The organism is Flavobacterium sp. GW823-FHT06G12 (assembly GCF_058794775.1).
Genome location: NZ_JBXAHE010000003.1, coordinates 548,762 through 572,887 on the forward strand (window position 1 = coordinate 548,762; position 24,126 = coordinate 572,887).

The window sequence follows — 24,126 nt, forward strand, 5'->3', positions numbered from 1 at the left end:
TTTTGCCACAGATTAAAAGGATTAGCACAGATTATTTAGTATAAAATCAATTTAATCCTTTTAATCTGTGGCAGAAAAAAGAAAAAAAATTAGTGCAATTCGTGTAATTCGTGGCAAACAAAAAATAAATTCAAAATGAAAAAGAACATCATCATATCCTCTTTATTTCTTTCAACCGTAATCTTTGCGCAAAACAAAGGCTTGGTTGCCAATTCAGAAAGTCCGTATTCTAAATTACAAAGTGTAGGTTTACAAGATGTAAAATGGACAAACGGTTTTTGGAAAGAACAATTTGATGTAGAAACCAAAAATACTTTGCCGTATATGTGGGATTTGTATCATAACGATGAGATTTCGCATGCTTACAAAAACTTCGAAATTGCAGCAGGTTTAAGCAAAGGAACTTTCAAAGGACCTTCTTTTCATGATGGTGATTTTTATAAGATTTTTGAAGGAATGGCAGCAACGTATGCCGTTACAAAAGACAAAAAACTCGATGCCGAAATGGATAAAGCCATTGCGCTTTTCGCGAAAGTACAGCGTAAAGACGGTTATATTCATACGCCAGTTTTAATCGACGAACGTTGGGGAACTTTAGGGCCAGAAGAAGTAAAAAAACAATTGGGTTTTGAGAAATATAATATGGGACATTTAATGACTGCAGCTTGTATTCATTATCGTGCCACAGGAAAAACAAACTTTCTGAATATTGCAAAAGGTGTTGCCGATTTCTTGTATGATTTCTATAAAAAAGCTTCACCAGAATTGGCTCGAAATGCCATTTGTCCGTCTCATTATATGGGAATTGTAGAAATGTATAGAACAACCAAAAATCCGAAATACTTAGAATTGGCTAATAATCTAATTGATATTAGAGGAACTACAAATGACGGAACCGATGATAATCAAGATAGAGTGCCGTTTAGACAGCAAACAACTGCAATGGGGCACGCTGTAAGAGCGAATTATCTTTATGCCGGAGTTGCCGATTTATATGCTGAAACTGGAGAAAAAAAATTACTAGATAATTTAGAATCCATTTGGGATGATGTAACGTATCGCAAAATGTACATTACTGGTGGCTGTGGTTCTTTATATGATGGTGTTTCGCCAGACGGAACTTCTTATGATCCAACAGTGGTGCAGAAAATTCATCAGGCTTACGGAAGGCCTTTTCAATTGCCAAATGCAACGGCTCATACAGAAACTTGTGCTAATATTGGAAATGTGCTATGGAACTGGAGAATGCTTCAAATTACAGGAGATGCCAAATATGCTGATGTTGTAGAATTGGCATTATACAATAGTGTGCTTTCGGGAATGGATTTAGAAGGAGAAAAATTCCTTTACAATAATCCGCTGAATGTTTCTAACGATTTGCCATTTCACCAAAGATGGGGAAATGAGCGTGAAGGTTATATCGCCTTATCAAATTGCTGCGCACCAAACGTAACCAGAACAATTGCTGAAGTTGGAAATTATGCTTACAATATTTCGAAAGAAGGTTTGTATGTGAATTTATACGGGAGTAATCAATTGAAAACGAAATCCTTAAACGGAGAAGAAATTGAAATTGAACAGCAAACGAATTATCCTTGGGACGGAAAAATTACTTTGAAAATTGTAAAAGCGCCGAAAGATTTGCAAAACTTATTTTTAAGAATTCCCGGCTGGAGTCAGAATGCTGAAGTTTCGGTTAATAATTCGAAAATTACAGATAAAATCATTTCAGGAACTTATTTGAAATTAAACCAAAAATGGAAAAAAGGAGATGTGATCGAATTGAATCTTCCAATGCCAGTTGAGTTAATGGAAGCCAATCCGTTAGTGGAAGAAGTTAAAAATCAGGTTGCTGTAAAAAGAGGGCCTTTGGTGTATTGTTTGGAATCTGATCAGCTTCCTTCGAAAGTAAGTGTAAATGATGTGGCTTTAAGTTTGAAATCGAATTTTGCAACAAACAATTTCATCTTGAATAATAGAAATTTAGTAAGCATTGATGCAGAAGCTGTTATAAATTCAAATAATTCATGGAATAAAACGTTGTACAAACCGCTTTCTGCTAAAAATGAAAATACTGTACAAGTAAAGCTGATTCCGTATTTTGCGTGGGGAAATAAAGGAAAAGGAGAAATGACGGTTTGGATGTCTCATTAAAATTATATATAGATTCCTATTTTTTTGTAGAGGCGCACTGCAGTGCGTCTACGCCATGTATATCAAAGATTGTGGTTACGTTGCGTTAGAAGCACTGCGGTGCGTCTCTACAGATATACATTGTGTAAAAATTTTAAATATTAAAAACTATGAAATATATTCTGGCTTTATTTTTAATAACACTTTCACTATCAGCCCAAACGCTCGATAATAAACTCGCTGTAACCGTTGCTCAAGACGGTTCAGGAGATTTCAAAACGATTCAGGAAGCGGTGAATAATGTAAAAGACAATTCAGAAAAACGAGTAGTAATTACTATAAAACCAGGAAAGTATGTTGAAAAGTTAGAAATTCCTGCTTCAAAACCTTTTATTACTTTAAAAGGTTTAGACAGAAATAAAACGATTATTTTATTTGATGATTATTCTGGAAAACCGCTTCGAGAACCAGATCCATCGGGAAAGAAAGAATTTGGAACAGGAACTTCGTATTCTTTCATGATCAAAGGAAATGATTGTACGCTTGAAAATCTTACTGTAGAAAATACGGCAGGAAGAGTGGGACAGGCGGTGGCGCTTCATATTAAAAGCGATCGCGTTATTGTGAAAAATTGTAATCTTTTAGGAAACCAAGACACTCTTTATTTATCTGAAGAAAAAACTCGTATCTATTTTGAAAACTGTTTTATCAATGGTACAACCGATTTTATTTTTGGAGCCGCAACGGCTTATTTTTACAAATGTACAATTGAGAGTTTGGTAAATTCTTATATCACAGCAGCTTCAACACCACAAGGACAAGCTTACGGTTTTGTTTTTGTTGATTGTAAGCTTACAGCAAAAGACAAATCGGTAGATAAAGTATTTTTAGGAAGACCATGGAGGCCTTATGCACAAACCGTTTTCATTAATACCGATTTAAGTTCGCATATTATTCCAGAAGGTTGGAATGAATGGATTGATACTCGATTTCCTAATAAAGACAAAACTGCTTATTATGCAGAATATGGAAGTAAAGGTTCCAGTGCAAAATATATTTCGCACCGCGTATCGTGGTCGCATCAATTGAAGAGAGAAGATCTTAAAAAATACAATCGAGATTTAGTTTTAAACGGATGGGATCCGAATAAATAGTGCTTTAATTTTACCCAAAAACAGGGAACCTTAAACAGAACAAAATTTTAATTTAACAAAAACCCGCTGACATCAATGTTTAGTGGGTTTTTTGTTGTTATTGAGTTAGCAAAAAATGGATAGATTATCGTTTAAATTTCGTTGGTCAGAATTTACTTTTAAAAATATATTTTTCAGTAAAAATTATTCAAACTTTTTTTATGCCATCCTGTAACTATCCTGTTTATTGTTTTGTAAGTTTTTTATCGTAAAATAAATATACTTTCAGTATTTTTCTCTATCGTTTTCGTAAGAAAAGGGTATTTCATAAGCACTTATTTATCAGTACAGATACTGTTTAATTTTGCAGAATATATACTATATGTTTATTTTTGATATAAATCTTATTGTTTTTTCGTCAAAATGAGTTTATAAATTTTCTTTTAAGCAAACATTTGCCCGAAATATTTAGGTTCATCTATTTTTTCCATTCGTTTTTTATTAATATTGTTTTTTTAGTCACATTTTTTTTGACATTCTGCGATTAAAACAGGATAGAGCAGGACGGTTCTCATGTATCATCGTCCTATTTTTGGAATATTAAAATAAATGTGTTTTAAACATTTAATAATCTTTAGTTAAGATTTCTTTAAATAAAGTTTTATTAAAATTAAGACATGTTTAAAACATGACTAACTAACATTAATAACCTAACCAAACAAACATTTATGAAACAAGCACTTATAAAAAGATGTAGTTTTCTTTTGTTTACACTGATGAGTGTATTGAGTTATGCTCAGAATCAAGTTACAGTAACGGGAACAGTTACAGACAATTTAGGAGGACTATTGCCTGGAGTTAACATTACTGAGAAATCTACAAAAAATTCAGTGACGACAGATTACAATGGAAAGTATCAGATTAAAGTTAAAAGCGGAGGAACATTAGTTTTTTCTTTCATCGGAATGAAAAAAATGGAGATACCTCTAAATAATCGTTCGATCGTTAATGCAAAAATGGAGGATGATTTTAATCAATTAGATAATATAGTTGTAGTTGGTTACGGTACTCAAAAGAAAAAGGAACTTACTGGAGCTATTGCAACAATTAAAACAGATGAGTTAATGGATTTGCCAGTTACTAATTTATCTGACGCCTTAAAAGGACTGGTTCCGGGGGTTTCAGTTACAAGTGGTACTGGTCGTCCTGGTGATGCAGGAACTATTCAGATTCGTCAAAGTTTTGGTTTCTCGAAAGATGGAAACTCAACTATTCCATTGGTAATTATTGACGATATGATTCAGGTTGATCCAAGTAACGGAAAACCAACTTTGGAGCAATTCAATAGATTAGATCCTTCGGAGATTGAAAGTATTACGGTTTTAAAAGATGGTTCTGCTGCAATTTATGGTTCACGTGCTTCTCAAGGAGCGATTGTGGTAAAAACGAAACGTGGTAAAGCAGGTAAAGCAAAATTTAGCTATAACAGCCAGTTTGCTGTCAATGATGCTGTAAGTCACAGTAAAGTATTAAACGCTTATGAGTTTGGAGTTTTTAGTAACAGATTTAATACAGGAAGAGTAGTTGCGCCAGGTGTAGTTGATCCAATTACATTATATTCTCAATCTGAATTAGAGCAAATGAAAGGTTTGAACTATAACTGGTTAGAAGAAGCATGGAAACCTGCTATTCAGCAAAAACACTCTTTCAATGTAAGTGGTGGTAGCGAAGATATTACCTATTTTGCGGGTGCAACTTACTTAACGCAAGATGCAAACTTAGGATACCAAAAGTATGATAAATGGAATTTCCGTACAGGAATCAATGCTAAAATTGCTAAGAATTTAGATTTTTCTGCTTCTATATCTGGAAATGTTGGAACAATTGATAAGTCGTTTACAAAAGCGTCAGCAAATATTAGTGACGGAAGTTATGGATCTGCTGCCGGTGGAGAACAAGCAGATTATGGATTCTTATTACACATGCCACAGCATGTGCCATGGCAAGTTACTCTAGATGATGGTAAAGAATATTATGTATCTCCATTTCCTAATTCAAACAAAAACTTAGGTAGTGCAAATGCTAATACTACAATTGCTGGTTGGAACTATTTTGCCAATTTAAATAATGGTTCTCATCAAATTACAGATGATAACTCATTTAATGTAACTGCGTCTTTAAATTATAAAGTTGCTGCAGTTAAAGGATTATCTTTTAAAGTTAATTATGCAAGAACTCAAAGTTCTTCTTACACAGAGCAAATTCAGTTGCCTTATGATTTAGCTCGTATTAGAGATTACCAACTTTTAGACAAACACTTAGCAAGTGAAGCTAATCCTAGTATTTATAATGCTACAACTAATCCAACAGGAAGTTATATTATTGATACAAATGTTAGAAACTCGAGAGTTTACTATAATAATAATGATAGTAAGAGTACTCAAGGAGATTTTCTTATTAACTATGATAGAACTTTTGGAGATCATCAAATTGGTGCAATGGTTGGAGGTGAAGCATCAGAAGTATACAATACAGCTACTCGTTTAGCTTATGAGCAAACAGGTAAAGATTACTTAGGAGATTATCGTACAGCAGGAACATTAAATGCTTCTAATAGTACAGCAACAAAGGTTGAAGGTGGAACTCTTTCTTATTTTGGTCGTTTCAATTACAGCTACAAACAAAAATATTTATTCCAGTTTCTTTTCAGAAGTGATGCTTCAACGAAATTTGCACCAGAAAAGTATTGGGGATATTTCCCATCTGCTCAGTTAGGTTGGGTAATGTCTAAAGAAAACTGGTTCGAAAAAGCTTTGCCTTGGGTTGATTTCTTAAAAGTTCGTTATTCAATTGGTAAAACAGGAAAAGATAATATTCAGCCATGGAGATGGGCTCAGTATTATGATGTTATTGTTGACAAAGGTTTTCAATTTGGTGCTAATGGAGGTACTAATGGAAGTGGTTTAACGCCTAGAGTTAACCCTAATAGAAATGTAACTTGGGATACTACTATAAAAAACAACATTGGTATTGATATTAATGTGTTAAAAAATAGATTAAATTTTACCTATGATTTTTACTATGATAAGAGTAAAAACATGTTAACAGATATGAGTAGTGCTGTTGGTGTGCCAATTTCTGTTGGAGGTGGATATGCTGAAGAAAATTACGGTGCAGTTGATGCATGGGGACATGAATTTGCTATTAACTGGAGCGATAAAGTTAAAAGCAATATTAGCTATAACATAGGAATAAACTTTAGTTATAACAATAATGAAGTTAAGAAATTTCCAGATCAAGGAAACTTAACTCCTGCTAACAACACTACAAGAGTTGGACAATCTGTAGGATTCAATCCTGTTTGGGGATTTGCAGTTTGGAAAGGAACATCTACAGGAGATGGTATTTTACGTACAGATGAAGATATTGCAAATTACTGGGCTTATTTAAGTGAGCGTGCTGCTGCAGTAGGTGGTGTGCCAAAATATCTAGATATTAGTTCAATGAGCGGAATGAGAAAAGGATCTTTGGCTTATCAGGATGTTGCGGGTCAGCTTAACCCTGACGGAACTCTAGCGCCAGCTGATGGACAAATCATGAAAGAGAATGATTATGTTAAATTGGCAAACAGCAGCAGAACTTATGGGTTTACTACAAACTTAGGATTTAAAGTAGATGGGTTTTATTTAAGATCTCAAATCTCGACTTCTTGGGGAGGTGCAACTTTTGTAGATTTAGTAAACCAAGGTACTTCTTCTGCCCACAATATGTGGTCTCGTGAGAGTTTCTGGAGAGATATGTATGCTGAAGATAATCCGAACGGAAAATATCCTAGCGTAGCACAATGGGCTTATATGTCAAGTCCTTCAGATTTCTGGCAATTGAATACTTTCCGTTGCTTCGTTAGACAATTATCTGTAGGATATGATATTCCTAAGAAAGTTTTTGCAGACACTAAAATTGCTGCTATTACGTTGGGTATAACGGGTAATAACCTATGGGATTTATACAACCCTTATCCTGATCATTACCGTAACATGTATGATAATTCTTCTGTAGCATATCCTACACTTAGAACTTGGACGCTTAATTTTAACGTATCATTCTAAACTAAATTAAAAGCAATTATGAAAACACCATTTAAACATATAACATTATCACTATTGCTTGCTGCTGGAGCAGTTTCTTGTAGTGATGATTTTCTAAAAGACAAGAAACAATATTCATTTTACGATGATACGTTTTATCAGACGCAGGAACGTGCACAAGCTTATGTAGACAATCAATATTATGATTTTTACAATGCATATAAGTCACCAACTTCTACAATTATTGGTTCTTATACAGATGCCAATTCTAGATTAACAGAAGAGCTAGGAGGAACTCAAGATTTTATCAATCCAAATAAAACACTTGTAAATTCACAAGATGCAAATGGCTACTATGGTGTAAAACTTGCAACAAGTATTAATAATACTCCATATAACAGAATTAGAGAATGTAATGTTTTTTTAGAAGACATTGATGTAAAGGGTTCAAATTTGGATAAAACATTCCGCGATCAGGCAAAAGGGCAAATGTACTATATGCGTGCTATGCAATATTTTGATTTAATGCGTGTGTACGGAGGAGTTCCAATTGTTACTACAGTTCAAGATGCATCAGCTGATGATGCATCAATTCAGCTTCCAAGAGCAAAAGTTTCTGAAGTCGTAGATCAAATTATAAAAGATTTAGACATGGCAGCAAGTTTATTGCCTGGAAACTGGCCTACTCAATACGGTCGTTTTACGAGAGGAGCGGCTTTAGCACAAAAATCAAGAGTGCTTTTAACTTTTGCTAGTCCATTGTTTAATAAAAACTGGGATGGCTCAACTGAGCGTTGGGAAGCAGCCTTGAAAGCAGGACTAGAAGCAGAAAATCAATTGACTGCAGATGGGTACGGATTGTATGGAAGTACAGCAAAACAATGGGAACAAATGTTTTTGATTGACAATGCATTTTGTTCTGAAGCGATTACTGTTCAACTTTGCGGAACGGGTGTTACCTCAAACGTAATAAACAATTCATGGGAAAAAGGTATTCGTTTATTAAGTTTAGGTGGAACAGGAGGAGGAGTAGCTGCTCCTAAAGAAATGATTGATTTGTTCCCAATGAAAGATGGTAGAAGACCAACTGCTGCAAACGGTTACAATGATTTTACTTTCTTCGTAGACAGAGACCCAAGATTCTACAGAACTTTTGCTTTTTCTGGTTCAAAATGGGGATCAAAAGAAACGCCTAATTCAGTTCTTTGGGCTTACCGTTGGGTAGATGGATCAAATAAAGCAGGTTTTTCAGATGGAAATACTGCAATCTCTAGTCCAGCTTTTGTTAGAAAAATGACAAATACTGCAGCTAGTAAAGAAACCAATTTCCAATATTCTGGAACAGATATTATGGAATATCGTTATGCTGAGTTATTGTTGAATATTGCTGAATGTTATGCTGCTTTAGGTCAGACAAATAATACTTTAGCTTATTTAGGAAGAATTAGAAACCGCGTGGGTATTGATTCTAAAAATAATTACGGAATTGGAACATTGGCAAATAAATATCAAGCAATTGAAGCTGTTTTATATGAGCGTAGAGTAGAATTAGCTTACGAAGGAAAACGTTTTTGGGATGTTCAAAGATGGATGCTTTATGATAACGAAGCTCTTCCAGGAGTTGTGGGTGGTACTGTAAGCAAATTAGGTTTAACTCCAATTAATGGAACAAAACGTACTGGTAACTTTTTACAATATAATTCTACAACGAGTTCTTCGACTACAGATCCTTTAACTTCTGCTAGAGCAAATGTAGTTGCAGATCCAGATGCAGCAAATTTTGAAGCTCAGTTGAAGACTTTAGAGACGTTCTACAACGCAAATTTCATCCGTACACCATTACTTACGCCTATGGATAACTTTAGTGGAGTAGCTGTTAATATTAAATTTAATCCAAATTATTATATCAATGGTTTAAATACAACTGCTTTAACTTCAAATCCATGGTTGTTACAAACTATTGGCTGGAATGATAACTTTGGAGGACTAGGAACCTTCAATTATCAAGAATAGATTTAACATCAAAACAATGATTATTATATAAAGCTTTTCACCTGTATTCGTTAAAAGATACAGGTGATTTGTTTAAAAAGAATTACCACAACTAGAAATTAACATGAAAAATTCCGCATTATTTATCGCATCATCTCTGCTTTTTTTAGGAAGTGCAAAATGTTTTGCTCAATATCCGAAGATTAGTCCAGAAGTTCAGGCTCAGGAAAAAGCTATTAAAGAAGAAGCTCAAAGACTCTCTGATGAAGCTTGGGAAAAAGCTTTAGTCGTTATTGAAGAAGAAGCTAGACATGGAAAACCATATATTCCATGGGCAGCAAGACCAACAGATTTACCTCAAGCAGAAATTCCTGCTTTCCCAGGTGCTGAAGGTGGAGGAATGTACACATTCGGTGGTCGTGGCGGAAAAGTTTACACGGTAACGAGTCTAGAAGATCGTGGACCAGGAACTTTACGTGAAGCTTGCGAACAAGGAGGAGCGAGAATAGTGGTATTTAATGTTGCTGGAATTATCAGACTTAAAAGCCCGTTAATCATTCGTGCACCTTATATCACAATTGCTGGACAAACAGCTCCAGGAGATGGAATTTGCGTGGCGGGAGAATCAACTTGGATTGATACTCACGATGTAGTGATTAGACACATGCGTTTCCGTCGCGGAGAAACTTTCGTAGGCCGTCGTGATGATGCTATTGGAGGAAATCCTGTTGGAAACATTATGATCGACCACGTTTCTGCAACTTGGGGATTAGACGAAAATATGTCAATTTACAGACACATGTATAATCCAGGACCAGGTTATCCAGATATCAAAGTGGGAACGGTAAATATTACAATCCAAAACAGTTTGTTCGGAGAAGCTTTAGATACTTACAACCATGCTTTCGGAAGTACTTTAGGTGGAGAAAACTGTTCTTTCATGAGAAATATGTGGGCTAATAATGCAGGAAGAAACCCTTCTATCGGTTGGAACGGAATTTTCAATTTTGTGAATAACGTAGTTTTCAACTGGTACAACAGATCTACAGATGGTGGAGATTATACTGCTAATTACAATATCATCAACAATTTCTACAAACCAGGTCCTGTAACCGATTTGACTCAGCCAATTAGCTACAGAATTTTAAAACCAGAATCTGGGAGAAGCAAATTGCCTTATATGGTTTTCGGTAGAGCTTATGTAAACGGAAACGTAATTAACGGAAACGAAAAAGTTACTAAAGACAATTGGGACGGAGGTATTCAAATCGAAAATAAAAAAGGTGAGTTAATGACTTATGATGAATCGAAAGACTATTTCGCAAAGATGAAAGTAGAGAAACCTTTCCCAATGCCTTGGTTCAATAAATTCATGACTGCTGAAGAATCTTATGAGTTCGTACTTAAAAATGTTGGAGCAACCTTACCACTTAGAGATAAAGTTGACGAAAGAATCGTAAGAACGGTAAAAACTGGAGTTCCAGAATATGCAAAAGGATTAGAGAAAAAGACTTTCTATCAATTCGAGCACAGAAGACTTCCAATGGATTCTTATAAAAAAGGAATCATTACAGATATTTCTCAAGTTGGAGGATATCCAGAATACAAAGGAAAACCTTATGTAGACACGGATAAAGACGGAATGCCTGATGCATGGGAGAAAAAATACGGTTTAAATCCGAATGATCCATCAGATGCTCAAGGAGACTTAAACGGAGATGGATATTCTAATATTGAAGATTACATTAATGGTGTAAATCCTGCGATTAAAGTAGACTGGAAAGATTTGGCTAATAACAAAGAAACATTAGTTAGACCGTTATTAGATTTAAAATAAGGAATAATTTTTGAAAACATTCTTGTTTCAGAGTAAACAAGAATGTTTTTGAAAAGAGCCTGAAAGGCTCAAAGCAACAACAAAGGACAACGTCCTTTGACAATAGAATGGAAGCGAAAAGCCCTGAAAGGGCGAAAGCAATTAATGAAATATAGACATAGGCTTGCGCCCTTTCAGGGCTTTGCTATATGATGTTTATAATTCATAGGATTTTATCCTATGGTGTTGCTTAAAGGCCTTTGGCCTTATGATTGAGTTAAAAAAAATAACTAAAAAAAAGAAAGACAATGGCACTAAATAAAATAAACGCAGGCTTGTTATCGCTGGTTTTCGCATTTTCAACTTTAAGTGCGCAACAGCATTTAGATCCTGAATATGTAAAAGTTACCAATGAAAGAGCTGCAAAAATCGTTACCAAATTAGATTTGAAAAACGAAGCAAAAGAAAAAGCAGTTTCAAATATAATAGCGCAGCAATTCAGAGATTTAACAGAAATTCAGGACGGAAGAGACGCTGAAATAAAAAAAGTAAAAGAAGACGCTTCTTTAGCTAAAGAAAAACAAAACGAGAAAATTGACAAGTTGAAAGCAAATGCAGACAAGTCAATTGCAAAATTGCATAAATCTTATATCAAAAAATTAAGTAAAGAATTATCAGAAGATAAAATTACTGAAGTTAAAGACGGAATGACTTATGGAGTGCTTCCAATTACAGTGGCAGGTTACAATGATATGTTGCCAAACTTAACAGCAGAACAAAAAGATTACATCTACAAAGCTTTAGTTGAAGCAAGAGAACATGCAATGGATGCTGGTTCTTCTAAAGAAAAACACGGTTGGTTTGGTAAATACAAAGGAAGAATCAACAACTATTTATCAAAACAAGGTTACGATTTAAACAAAGAAAGTGCCGATTGGCACAAACGTATCGAAGAAAGAGAGAAGAGTAAAACAAAAGATTCTACTGCAAAAGAATAATCTCTTAAAAACTAACTACTATTAACTAGACCACACAATTCAATGCAAAATATTTTTCCAAACCATACTTTAAAAAGAACATTTATGGCGTTGTCATTTTGTTCTCTTGTATCATCGGCGTATGCTCAATATCCCGTAATTCCAAAACCCGTTCAAGAAAAAGCCGATGCTATTTTAGCTGATGAAGAAAAAAGACTGAGCGAAATCTGGAATGCTAATCTTCATATAATCAAAGAAGAAGCAAAACAAGGAAAACCTTATTTACCTTGGGCTTCGTATCCAAAAGATTTTGTTTTTGCTGATATTCCAGCTTTCCCAGGAGCTGAAGGCGGTGGAGCGTACACACAAGGTGGTCGTGGCGGAAAAATATTTGTGGTTACGAGTTTAGAAGACAGCGGAAAAGGAACTTTTCGTGAAGCCTGCGAAGCTGTTGGAGCAAGAACAATTGTTTTCAACGTTTCAGGAATTATTCAATTGAAAAAAAGAATCAGCATGCGTGCGCCTTACGTTACCATTGCTGGACAAACGGCTCCAGGTGACGGAATTTGTATTGCAGGAGAAACTTTAGAAATCGATACACACGACGTTATTATTCGCCATATGCGTTTCCGTCGTGGAGCAACTGAAGTAACAAGAAGAGATGACGCATTGGGTGGAAATCCAATGGGAAATATCATTGTAGACCACTGTTCTGTAAGCTGGGGATTAGACGAAAATATTTCATTATACAGACATCAGTTTGCTGCTAATGCGAAATCGAAACTGGAGAAATTGCCTGCTTGTAATATCACGATTCAAAACACTATTTCATCAGAAGGTTTAGACACTTATAATCATGCTTTCGGAAGTACAATTGGCGGATTAAATAGTACTTTTATGCGCAACTTATGGGCCGACAACATTTCAAGAAATGCTTCTATCGGAATGTATGGAGACTTTAATTTTGTGAATAACGTAGTATTTAATTGGTGGAATCGTACGCTGGATGGCGGTGATTATCGTTCGATGTTGAATATTATCAACAATTATTTTAAACCTGGACCAATTACACCACAAAACGAACCTATTGCACACAGAATCGTAAAACCAGAATCTGGATATATTGAACCAAAACAATACGGAAGAGCGTATGTTTCAGGAAACTTTATTGTTGGTTCTCCTGAAGTGACAGCTGATAACTGGAATGGCGGTGTGCAATTGGAAAATCTTCCAGAAGCAGAAACCAAAGAGTTTTTAGCAGCAATCAAACAGCCAAAACCATTCTCAATGCCAAAATTCAATATCATGTCGGCAGAAGAAGCTTATGATTTTGTTTTGACGAATGTTGGAGCAACAATTCCGAAAAGAGATGCTGTTGACGAAAGAATTATCAAGCAGGTTAAAACGGGAAAAATTGAAGTAAAAGACGGTTTGGAAAATTCAATTGGAAAAGAATATATCAAAAGAAGATTACCAGCCGATTCATATAAAAAAGGAATTATAACGCATCCAGACCAAGTTGGCGGATATCCAACTTACAAAGGAAAAGCATATAAAGACTCAGATAATGACGGAATTCCAGATGCTTGGGAAAAGAAATACGGTTTAAATCCAAATGACGCTTCAGACGCTAATAAAGATGCAAACGGAGACGGATATACCAACATCGAGAAATATTTTAACGGAATCGATCCAAACACTAAAATTGATTGGACGAAAACGGAAAATAATACAGATACTTTGGCTAAGCTGAAATCATTGTTACAATAATTAGATATTTTCAACGCAAACCTGACAGGTTTTTTAAAACCTGTCAGGTTTAAGTACACAAAGAAAATCCATCTAGTTTGTCATTTCAACGAAGGAGGCCCGAGCGATAGCGAATAGACGAAGCAAATCACACTATATCTGATGATTAAACTTTTATAGTTAAGTAAAGTATACACAAAGTTTGTCATTTCGACGAAGGAGAAATCTTCGCAAGAAACTCCGCAAAGTATATCAATCTTTGTCGATTTAGCAACGAAGATTTCTCCTTCGTCGAAATGACAAGATTGGAGAAAATAGGATTTTATAAATTTATTGTTCCTTAAAAGGTTAATTTTAAGAATCTAAACTCTGAAATTTAAATTAAGAAAAAAAGTGAATTTCTATCAATTAAAAAATATAGTTTCTTCTTTTAAAAACACATTTTCTTTAATGTGTATTACTCTGTTTATTAGCGGAAACATCACAGCCCAAAACACTTTCCCAGATATCATCAAAACCAAAGAAGGAAAACTTTCTTTCACAACAGATAATCAAGGAAATCAAATCCCAGATTTTTCTTTTGCAGGATATAGAAACTCAGAAGTTGCCATTCCGAATTTGGATAACAAAATTTTTGTTTCGCAGCAAGAAGAAGATGCAACGCAGAAAATCCAAAATGCAATTGATTATGTAAGTGCATTAAAACCAGATAAATCAGGATTTCGTGGAGCTGTTTTGTTAGACAAAGGAACTTTTAAAATCAGCGGAACATTATATATCAGAAAATCGGGAGTTGTTTTAAGAGGAAGCGGTAATGAAGAAAACGGAACCGTACTTTCAGGAACAGGTTTAGAAAGAGAAGCTTTAATTAGAATTTTAGGCGTAAACGATAAAGTGTATAAAGATTCATTTGAATTTGCGAATGCTTATACGCCACTTGGAACTCAGAAAATCCAGTTAAAAAATACTTCAAAATTAAAAGTTGGAGACGAAATCGAAATCAGCAAACCTTTAACAGATAATTTCATTAAAGAAGTAAACATGCAGGATTTTGGCGGAGAAACTTCTTGGATTGGATGGAAAAAAGGGGATTGGACGACAACTTGGAATCGTGTTGTAACCAAAATAAACGGAAACGAAGTAACCCTAAACGCACCAATTACAATGTCATTAGACGATGCTTTTGGAACTTCAAAAGTTACTGTTTATTCTTGGCAGGGAAGAACTGAAAATAACGGAATTGAAAATATATTAATTAAATCAACCTATAATCCTTCAAACTTAAAAGACGAAGAACATAGATGGCAGGCTATCAGCATTGAAAACACCAGAAATGCTTGGGTTAAACAAGTTAATTTCAAACACTTTGCAGGCGGAGCTGTTACGATTTTAAAAACAAGTCAGCAAATTACAGTTGAAGATTGTATTGCCACAGAACCAATTTCAGAAATCGCTTCATTCAGAAGACATACTTTTTATACCGAAGGTCAGCAGACTTTATTCCAGCGTTGTTACTCCGAATTTGGATATCATGATTTTGCCGTTGGCGGATTCGGTACAACTGGACCAAATGTTTTCGTACAATGCGAATCACATTTGCCATTCGAAAACAGTGGCGCAATCGGAAGTTGGGCAACAGGAGTTTTATTTGATATTGCCAATATCGACGGAAAAGCATTAAGTTACAACAACAGAGAACAAGGAGGAAGAGGAGCAGGCTGGACAGCAGCCAATTCTATAATCTGGGAATCATCGGCATCAAAAGTAGAATGTTATAGTCCGCCAACAGCACAAAACTGGGCTTTTGGAGTTTGGGGACAATTTGGTGGAAATGGACACTGGAAAAATGTAAACGAACATATCAGTCCAAGAAGTTTATTCTACACACAGTTAGAAGCTAGATTAGGAAAACTTCCAGTTCAGCCATTTATCTATGACTTAGGTTCAGAAGCTTCTTCAAGTCCGAGTATAGAAGTTGCTGCAGAATTGACTAAAAACTCTGCTACAACGGCAAAAAGTTTACAAGAATTGATTGTAGAAGCTTCAAAAGCAAATCCGATTAACACAGACAGTAAAAGTTTAAAAAATGCAAACGATTTAAAAGTTGCATCAAATAAAACAGAAAAATCAACTTCAAAAGTAATAATAGAAAACGGTTGGTTGACTTTTGAAGGAAAAGTAATTGCAGGAAAACAATCGAATGTTACATGGTGGAGAGGTGATTTAACCGATGATTTCGTAAACAAATCAACACCGCATATCACACGTTTTGTTCCAGGAAGAACAGGAAATGGTTTGACAGATAAAGTACAGGAAACAGTAGATTATTTGACTAAAAATAATATCGTTGCCTTAGAACACAATTACGGTTTATGGTACGACAGAAGAATGGACGATCACGAACGTGTACGTCGAATTGATGATGATGTTTGGCCACCGTTTTATGAACAGCCTTTCGCAAGAAGCGGACAAGATTTAGCTTGGGATCATTTAAGTAAATACGATTTGACGAAATTCAACGATTGGTATTGGAGCCGTCTAGCTCAGTTTGCAACGCTAGCAGAACCAAACGGACAATTGTTAATCAATCAGCAATATTTTCAGCATAATATTTTAGAAGCGGGAGCGCACTGGGCAAGTTCACCTTGGCGTTCAGCAAACAATATCAACAGCACAGGATTTCCTGAACCACCGCCTTATGCAGGAGACAAACGCATTTTTATGGCAGAGCAGTTTTACGATATTACGAATGCTCAAAGAAGAAAATTACATGAAGGTTTCATCAGAAAATCATTTGAGAACTTTCAGGAAAACAGCAACGTAATTCAGTTAACAAGTGCCGAATATACAGGTCCGTTACATTTTATGGAATTCTGGTTAGACCAAGCTCAAAAATGGAAAGATGAAACTGGCAAAAAAGGATTAATTGGTTTAAGTGCTACAAAAGACGTTCAGGATGCTATTTTAAATGATGCTAAAAGAAATACAACCGTTGATGTAATCGACATTCGTTATTGGTATTACAAAGAAGACGGCTCAGCTTATGCTCCACAAGGAGGCGTAAATTTAGCACCAAGACAGCATGCCAGAAAACTGAAAACCGGAAAAGAAACCGATAATCAAGTGTATCGCGCCGTTCGTGAATATCGAGAAAAATATCCTGAAAAAGTCATTTTATATTCAACAGATGGTTCGTCAAGATTTGGATGGCCAGCTTTAATGGCAGGAGCTTCATTGCCAAATATTCCGAAAATTGAATTACCTCAGTTTTATTCCGCTTTAAGCGAAATGAAATTAGTTGATGGAAATACGTTTTCAGACAATCTTTGGAAATTAGAAAACAAAGGAAAAAGCTATCTTTTTTACTTGAAAAACGACCAAGATATTACAATCGATTTATCAAACGAAAAAGGAACATTTGAAGTATTTGCAATTAATGCAACAACAGGAAATATAACGAAAAAAGCAAATATCAGCGGAGGAAAACAAGTGACAATCCCACAAGCTGAAATAAAAGAAAAAGTGCTTTTTGTAGTGAAAAAGTAAAAGAAGGGTTTGCCACGAATTACACGAATTAGCACGAATTTAATTTTGAATTAAATCTGCTTAATCTGAAAGATCTGCGAGGGTAAATTTTTCACGCTCCCGATAGTTATCGGGATAAAAAGATAAAAGCAGATTCAACAGATTTTTAAATTTTGATCTGCGAAAATCTGCGAAATCCGCGTGAAACAATAAACACAAGCAGAAAAAAAAATAGTGAAAATTAGTGAAATTCGTGGCAACCAAACCCAAAAAACATAAATTCAAAAACAAACCAAAATGAATCTGAAAATTAAATCTTTATACGCTCTTTGTATAAGCTTTATGTTGACAGCACAAAGCGGATTTTCGCAATCTGCTAAAACAAAAGCATCTCTGCCTGAAATCAAAGTTTCTAAAAATCAGCATTATTTTGTAACCGAAAACGAAAAACCATTTTTCTGGTTGGGCGACACAGGTTGGCTAGCATTCGGAAAACTGGACAGAGCAGGAATTGAGAAATATTTAAAAGACAGAAAAGACAAAGGATTTAATGTAGTTCAGGTTATGGTTTTGCATAATATCAATGCTGTTAACGTTTATGGCGATCCGGCTTTGATAAACGAAGACGTTTCAAAGCCTTTAATCACGGCAGGAAATGATTTCAAAGATGCAAAGCAATACGATTACTGGGATCACATAGATTACACTTTAGATGTAGCTCAGAAAAACGGAATTTATGTAGCGATGGTTCCAGTTTGGGGAACCAATGTTTCAAAAGGAAATAAAGTAAGCAAAGAACAGGCAATTGAATATGCCAAGTTCTTAGCTAACCGATATAAAAACAGAACCAATGTAATTTGGTTAAACGGTGGAGACACACACGGAAATGAATTCCAAGATATCTGGAATGCCATCGGAAATACTTTAAAAACCAACAATCCAAACCAGTTGGTGACTTTTCACCCTTTTGGAAGAACCGATTCTTCAGAGAATTTCCATAACGAAAAATGGCTGGATTTCAATATGTTCCAATCAGGACACAGAAGATATGATCAGGATTCTATAAAAACGAATTTCAAAGAAGACAATTACAAATTTGTTCTAAGAGATTTTGAATTAAAACCAACAAAACCTACACTTGATGGAGAACCATCTTACGAAGGAATTCCACACGGCTTACACGACACACTTCAACCAAAATGGACAGCAAACGATGTTCGCCGTTACGGATATTGGTCAGTACTTTCAGGTGGTGCAGGTTATACATACGGGCACAACGCCGTAATGCAAATGTTCAGAAAAGGCGATAAACCAGCTTACGGAAACAAAGAATTATGGACATCAGCCATCAATGCGCCTGGAGCAAAACAAATGGTTTATATTAAGAAATTAATGGAAGAAGTGCCATTTTTAGAAGGAGTTCCAGATGTTTCTTTAGTAGTTAATCAAGGAGAGAAATACGATTATATTCCAGCCATAAGAGGAGAAAAATATGCTTTATTATACACGTACAACGGGAGAATAATAGAAGTAAAACTAGGAAAAATTTCAGGAGACAAATTCGAAGCAACTTGGTACAATCCGAGAAATGGAAAGAAAACTAAAATCGGAACATTTGACAATAAAGGAACTCAAAATTTTCAGCCAGAAGGCAAAAAAGAAGATGGTAATGACTGGGTTTTGATTTTGAAATCTACTAAGTGATTAGTGAAAAGTAAAAAGTAATTAGTGAAATGCAATTCGTGAGTAAGTAATCACGAATTATCCACAATCTTGTCATTTCGACGTAAGGAGAAATCTTCGCAAGAAACTCTACAAAGTTGCTCACCATTCGGAGCTACTAACGAGGATTTCTCCTTACATCGAAATGACAAAAATGAGAGTAAAAATCTGTGCTAATCATTTTAATCTGTGGCAAAAGAAAAAAAACACAACTATGAAAAACATATTAATAATACTCTGCTTCATAACCGGATTAAACACCACTTTCGCACAAGACGGCTGGCTAAACATCCTAAAAGAAGGCGGAAACAACAAAGGAATAAAATGCACCCAAGCCATTCAGAATGCCATCGAGAAAGCTTCTAAAAACGGCGGTGGAACCATCTTTTTCCCTGCAGGAGAATACTTGACAGGAGCTTTAACACTAAAAAGCAACATCACAATTCACTTAGATTCTGGAGCACTTTTAAAGTTTTCAGAGAACTTCGATGATTTTCTACCTTATGTAGAGATGCGTTATGAAGGAATTGTAATGAAAAGCTTCCAACCCTTATTTTATGCAAAAGACGTAGAAAACATCACCATCACAGGAAGAGGCGTAATCGACGGACAAGGAAAAGCATGGTGGAATGAAGTGTACCGAATCGAAACGGCTAAAGAACCTATTCCTCCAACCAAATATCAAACCATGTGGGAAGAACAAAACAAAGGACTTTACACAGAACCGTATTACAAAAGAACGGTTGACAAGAAATTCTTTAGACCCTCTTTCTTTCAGGCTTACAATTGCAAAAACATTTTAATTGAAGGCGTTACGTTCAAAAATTCGCCTTTCTGGACAATCAATCCTGAATTCTGTGATAATGTAACCGTTACCGGAATTTCAATTTTTAATCCGCATTCGCCAAATACAGACGGAATCAATCCTTCTTCTTGTACCAATGTTCACATTTCAAACTGTCACATCAGTGTTGGAGATGATTGTATCACAATCAAATCAGGAAGAGACGGCGACGGACGTAAATACGGAAAAGCAACAGAAAATGTAACCATCACCAACTGCACCATGTTAAGTGGTCACGGTGGAGTGGTTATCGGTAGTGAAATGTCGGGAGGAATTAAAAAAATCACAATATCCAACTGTGTTTTTGACGGAACAGATCGCGGAATCCGTATCAAGTCGGCTCGTGGAAGAGGCGGAGTTGTAGAAGATATTCGCGTCGATAATATCGTAATGAAAAACATCAAAGAAGAAGCTATCGTTTTGAGCCTTTTCTACGATAAAGGAACTACAGTTGAACCTGTAACCGAGAAAACACCGATTTTCAGAAACATTCATATGAGCAACATTACGGCTTCAAACGTAAACAAAGCTGGACAGATTCTGGGAATTACCGAAATGCCAATTCAAAACATCACTTTCTCAAACATCAATATGGATGGAAAAGAAGGTTTTACAGTAAGTACAGCAACAGATGTTGAATTTCATGATGTAAAAGTGAACGCAACCGTAGGTTCTTCTTTCAAAATATCAGATTCAAAAAATATTATTTTAGACAATGTTGGATCTTCAACAGCAATAAAAGGAGTTCCTGTTATCAAATTAGATAATGTTTCGAATGCGTTGATTAACAATAATTTTCCATTCAATCCAACCGATATTTTTATCGAAGCTGATGGGAAAGACACTAAAAACATTTTCTTGAAAAACAATGTTTTAAATAACGTTACAACGAAAATCAAAAAAGGAGCTTCTTTAGATAAAAAAGCAATTACAGAATAATGCGTTCCTGCAAGGTTTTCAAAACCTTGTAGGTTTAGTTTGAGCACATAGAAAGAAATACCTACAAGGTTTTGGAAACCTCGCAGGAAAAGAAAACAAGAAATGAAAAAAATATTTATCATACTAACCCTTTCTCTTTTTGCGATTAGTTATTCGCAGAAAAAGAAAGATTTATATCTTTTTACGTCGTTTAGAGAACCCGCAACAGAAGGTTTATATTTGGCATACAGCGAAGACGGTTACAACTGGAAAGGATTGGAAGGTTCATTTTTAAAACCCGAAATCGGAGCCAGTAAAATCATGCGTGATCCGTCCATTACAAAAGGCGCAGACGGAACGTATCACATGGTTTGGACAACCGATTGGAAAGGTGGAAATGGTTTTGGTTACGCAAGTTCAAAAGATTTAATTCATTGGTCAGAACAACAGTATATTCCAGTGATGAAAAACGAACCAGAAGTTGTAAATGTTTGGGCACCGGAAATTTTTTATGATGATGTAAAAAAAGAGTACATCATTATCTGGGCATCAACAATTCCATTCCGATTTGAAAAAGGAGTGGAAGAAGAGAAAAACAACCACAGAATGTATTATGTAACGACTAAGGATTTCAAAACGTTTTCGGATACAAAATTATATTACGATCCAGGTTTTAGTGTAATTGATTGTGTGATTGTCAAAAAAAGCAAAAAAGATTATATTTTGGTTTTGAAAGACAATACAAGACCAATGCGCAACATAAAAGTAGCTTTCGGAAAATCGCCTTTGGGGCCGTTTGAAAAACCTTCAAAGCCTTTAACTGAATATTTATCGGAAGGTCCAACCGTAGTAAAAGTTGGTAAAAATTGGCTTTTGTATTATGACAATTATGGTTCAAAAAATTATAAAGCGTTAAGCACAACAGATTTTGTTCATTTTGAAGATGTATCATCAAAAATAAGCCTTCCCGAAGGGCACAAGCACGGAACGATTACAACAATCTCTGAAGACGTTTTAAAAGGATTAATTGATAGAAAATAAAAGATAATGCCACAGATTTCACAGATTAAAATGATTTTTCAATTATTAGTATTTAATTAAAAAATAAATCTGCTTGATCTGCTAAATCTGCGGGAAAAATTTACTCTCGCAGATTTAGCAGATCAAGCAGATAAAAAATAATCTTTTTTAATCCGTGTAATCTGTGGCAAAAAAATAAATAAAATGATTACTTTCCAAAACATAAAAACCAACATCATTACAGCTACAATTATTTTTGCTTGTACCGCTGTAAATGCGCAGAACGACACTGTCCGTTATGTTGGCAAAACACTTTCAAACATCGATTACCATCACGGAATGTTAAGTCCAGCGGTTGGAGTTCACGCTACACAAATTATGCGTGCAAGCCGTGAACATCCTGAAAAAGCGGATGGTTTTGGTTGGACATACAACCACCAGCCGATGATGGCGTATTGGAATAATACATTTTATCTGCATTATTTAAGCGATCCTTCGGGCGAACATATTCCGCCAAGCCAGACTTTATTAATGACTTCTAAAGACGGTGTAACGTGGACTAAACCAGAAGTGATTTTTCCAATTTATAGAATTCCTGACGGATGGAAGAAAGAAGGAGTTGAAGGCGTTGCCAAAAATCTGGATGCAATTATGCACCAGAGAATGGGGTTTTATACCTCTAAAGACAACCGACTTTTTGCATTAGCGTATTACGGAATCGCAATGGATGAAAAAGACGATCCAAACGATGGAAAAGGAATTGGTCGTGTAATCCGTGAAATCAAGAAAGATGGAAGTTTTGGCGAAATCTATTTCATTAGATATAACAAAACTTGGGACAAATCGAAATCGAAATTCCCATTTTATACCACATCAAAAGACAAAGGTTTGAAAAAAGCCTGCGAAGAAATTTTATCTGAACCATTGGTTTTACAGCAATGGGTAGAAGAAGCTGATCGTGACGATGAATTGATTCCGTTACAAAAACCATATAAAGCGTTTAGTTATTATCATTTACCAAACGGAAATGTAGTGGGATTATGGAAACACGCTTTAACTTCCATAAGTAGAAATGGTGGGAAATCTTGGGATTATATGCCATTGCGTGCTCCTGGATTTGTAAACAGCAATGCTAAAATCTGGGGACAAAAAACTTCCGATAATCGTTATGCAACGCTTTACAATCCGTCGGAATATCGTTGGCCTTTGGCGATTTCGACAAGTGATGATGGATTGAATTACAAAGATTTATTATTGGTTCATGGAGAAGTAAGTCCGATGCGTTACGGTGGAAATTATAAATCAGCAGGTCCTCAATACGTTCGCGGAATTACAGAGAAAAACGGAACTCCGCCAGATGGAAAAATTTGGGTGGGTTACAGTATGAATAAAGAAGATATTTGGGTGGCATCGATTCCTGTTCCTGTAACTTCGGTAGTAACAGAAAATGTAAATGACGTTTTCAATAATCTTCCAGACGGACAAGAATTAAAATTGTGGAACACATATGATCTTTCTTGGGCATCAACAAAAATCGAAAAGAAAGCCGATGGTAAAAAATGGCTGACTTTAAGAGATCAGGATTATTTTGACTATTCCCGTGCTGAAAGAGTTATTCCTTTTGCATCAAAAATGGAAGCCATTTTCACAGTTAAGCCAGAGCAAAATAATCACGGTTTATTACAGGTTGAATTCCAAAATAAACAGGGTTTACCATCGGTAAGATTGATTTTTGATTCGGATGGAGAATTAAAGGTAAAAAATGGTGCACGTTTGAGTTCGGTTACAAAATACGAAGCAAACAAAGCGTATACAATCACAGTTAAATTAGATGCTAAAAACCGTCAATACACTATAAAAGTAAACGATGGAAAAGAATCAACGAAGATATTTTATGCGCCAACAGATGGTTTCGAACGAATTATGTTCCGCACAGGAGAACAGAGACATTCGCCAGATCCGGACACAGCGCCAGACACCGACGATTACGATGATCTGCCTCAAACGGGAAAATTAATCCCAGAAGCAGTATTCAATATCGAATCTTTGATTACTAAAAAGTTATAATTATTTTACCATTAAGAGATTAAGTAAATTAAGCTGAATGTTTTAGTTTAGTTATTACCATAAAGATATTAAGAGAATTAAGTGGAGTGCTTAATGAAACTTATTTTTAAGATTATAAAGTAGTCAAAGCTTTATTTACTTA

At 35.3% G+C, this 24,126-nt stretch carries 12 protein-coding genes; all 12 read left to right on the forward strand.

The window, feature by feature from the left end:
* Positions 1 to 135 precede the first annotated feature (135 nt).
* The 12 genes from AC1Q5Z_RS14895 to AC1Q5Z_RS14950 all read left to right on the forward strand — a co-directional run bounded on the left by AC1Q5Z_RS14895 (position 136) and on the right by AC1Q5Z_RS14950 (position 23,984).
* Positions 136 to 2,154 carry an aceric acid hydrolase gene (locus AC1Q5Z_RS14895; protein ID WP_492445625.1) on the forward strand — a complete coding sequence of 673 codons (2,019 nt, stop codon included), beginning with the start codon at positions 136 to 138 and terminating at the stop codon, positions 2,152 to 2,154.
* Positions 2,155 to 2,303: 149 nt separating this feature from the next.
* On the forward strand, positions 2,304 to 3,287 hold the full coding sequence (locus tag AC1Q5Z_RS14900) for a pectinesterase family protein (RefSeq protein ID WP_492445626.1): 984 nt from the start codon (positions 2,304 to 2,306) through the stop codon (positions 3,285 to 3,287).
* A gap of 707 nt (positions 3,288 to 3,994) precedes the next feature.
* Positions 3,995 to 7,375, forward strand: a complete 3,381-nt coding sequence (locus tag AC1Q5Z_RS14905; RefSeq protein WP_343583931.1) for a SusC/RagA family TonB-linked outer membrane protein — start codon at positions 3,995 to 3,997, stop codon at positions 7,373 to 7,375.
* An 18-nt stretch (positions 7,376 to 7,393) separates the two neighbouring features.
* A complete protein-coding gene (locus AC1Q5Z_RS14910; protein WP_492445628.1) occupies positions 7,394 to 9,367 on the forward strand; it encodes a RagB/SusD family nutrient uptake outer membrane protein in 1,974 nt (657 codons plus the stop codon).
* Between the two features lie 103 nt (positions 9,368 to 9,470).
* Positions 9,471 to 11,183 carry a polysaccharide lyase gene (locus AC1Q5Z_RS14915; RefSeq protein ID WP_278021288.1) on the forward strand — a complete coding sequence of 571 codons (1,713 nt, stop codon included), beginning with the start codon at positions 9,471 to 9,473 and terminating at the stop codon, positions 11,181 to 11,183.
* Between the two features lie 287 nt (positions 11,184 to 11,470).
* Positions 11,471 to 12,160, forward strand: a complete 690-nt coding sequence (locus AC1Q5Z_RS14920) for a DUF3826 domain-containing protein (RefSeq protein ID WP_492445630.1) — start codon at positions 11,471 to 11,473, stop codon at positions 12,158 to 12,160.
* A 42-nt stretch (positions 12,161 to 12,202) separates the two neighbouring features.
* On the forward strand, positions 12,203 to 13,909 hold the full coding sequence (locus AC1Q5Z_RS14925; RefSeq protein ID WP_492445631.1) for a polysaccharide lyase: 1,707 nt from the start codon (positions 12,203 to 12,205) through the stop codon (positions 13,907 to 13,909).
* Between the two features lie 429 nt (positions 13,910 to 14,338).
* On the forward strand, positions 14,339 to 17,434 hold the full coding sequence (locus AC1Q5Z_RS14930; protein WP_492445633.1) for a DUF6298 domain-containing protein: 3,096 nt from the start codon (positions 14,339 to 14,341) through the stop codon (positions 17,432 to 17,434).
* A 276-nt stretch (positions 17,435 to 17,710) separates the two neighbouring features.
* Complete coding sequence (locus AC1Q5Z_RS14935; protein ID WP_343583918.1) at positions 17,711 to 19,117, forward strand: glycoside hydrolase family 140 protein; 1,407 nt, start codon at positions 17,711 to 17,713, stop codon at positions 19,115 to 19,117.
* 232 nt (positions 19,118 to 19,349) lie between these two features.
* Positions 19,350 to 20,918 (forward strand): glycoside hydrolase family 28 protein, encoded by a 1,569-nt coding sequence (locus tag AC1Q5Z_RS14940; protein WP_492445635.1) that lies wholly within the window; start codon positions 19,350 to 19,352, stop codon positions 20,916 to 20,918.
* Positions 20,919 to 21,020: 102 nt separating this feature from the next.
* The gene (locus AC1Q5Z_RS14945; RefSeq protein ID WP_492445637.1) at positions 21,021 to 21,938 is read left to right on the forward strand and encodes a glycoside hydrolase family 43 protein; all 918 of its coding nucleotides are present in this window, start codon (positions 21,021 to 21,023) and stop codon (positions 21,936 to 21,938) included.
* A 183-nt stretch (positions 21,939 to 22,121) separates the two neighbouring features.
* On the forward strand, positions 22,122 to 23,984 hold the full coding sequence (locus tag AC1Q5Z_RS14950; RefSeq protein ID WP_492445638.1) for a six-hairpin glycosidase: 1,863 nt from the start codon (positions 22,122 to 22,124) through the stop codon (positions 23,982 to 23,984).
* Positions 23,985 to 24,126 lie beyond the last annotated feature (142 nt).

Excerpts from the sequence above, each read along its gene's own strand:
- AC1Q5Z_RS14925 (WP_492445631.1), top strand. The coding sequence starts at position 12,203 with ATGCAAAATATTTTTCCAAACCATACTTTAAAAAGAACATTTATGGCG.
- AC1Q5Z_RS14945 (WP_492445637.1), top strand. The coding sequence starts at position 21,021 with ATGAAAAAAATATTTATCATACTAACCCTTTCTCTTTTTGCGATTAGT.
- AC1Q5Z_RS14905 (WP_343583931.1), top strand. The coding sequence starts at position 3,995 with ATGAAACAAGCACTTATAAAAAGATGTAGTTTTCTTTTGTTTACACTG.
- AC1Q5Z_RS14915 (WP_278021288.1), top strand. The coding sequence starts at position 9,471 with ATGAAAAATTCCGCATTATTTATCGCATCATCTCTGCTTTTTTTAGGA.
- AC1Q5Z_RS14920 (WP_492445630.1), top strand. The coding sequence starts at position 11,471 with ATGGCACTAAATAAAATAAACGCAGGCTTGTTATCGCTGGTTTTCGCA.
- AC1Q5Z_RS14895 (WP_492445625.1), top strand. The coding sequence starts at position 136 with ATGAAAAAGAACATCATCATATCCTCTTTATTTCTTTCAACCGTAATC.
- AC1Q5Z_RS14900 (WP_492445626.1), top strand. The coding sequence starts at position 2,304 with ATGAAATATATTCTGGCTTTATTTTTAATAACACTTTCACTATCAGCC.
- AC1Q5Z_RS14910 (WP_492445628.1), top strand. The coding sequence starts at position 7,394 with ATGAAAACACCATTTAAACATATAACATTATCACTATTGCTTGCTGCT.
- AC1Q5Z_RS14940 (WP_492445635.1), top strand. The coding sequence starts at position 19,350 with ATGAAAAACATATTAATAATACTCTGCTTCATAACCGGATTAAACACC.
- AC1Q5Z_RS14935 (WP_343583918.1), top strand. The coding sequence starts at position 17,711 with ATGAATCTGAAAATTAAATCTTTATACGCTCTTTGTATAAGCTTTATG.
- AC1Q5Z_RS14950 (WP_492445638.1), top strand. The coding sequence starts at position 22,122 with ATGATTACTTTCCAAAACATAAAAACCAACATCATTACAGCTACAATT.
- AC1Q5Z_RS14930 (WP_492445633.1), top strand. The coding sequence starts at position 14,339 with ATGTGTATTACTCTGTTTATTAGCGGAAACATCACAGCCCAAAACACT.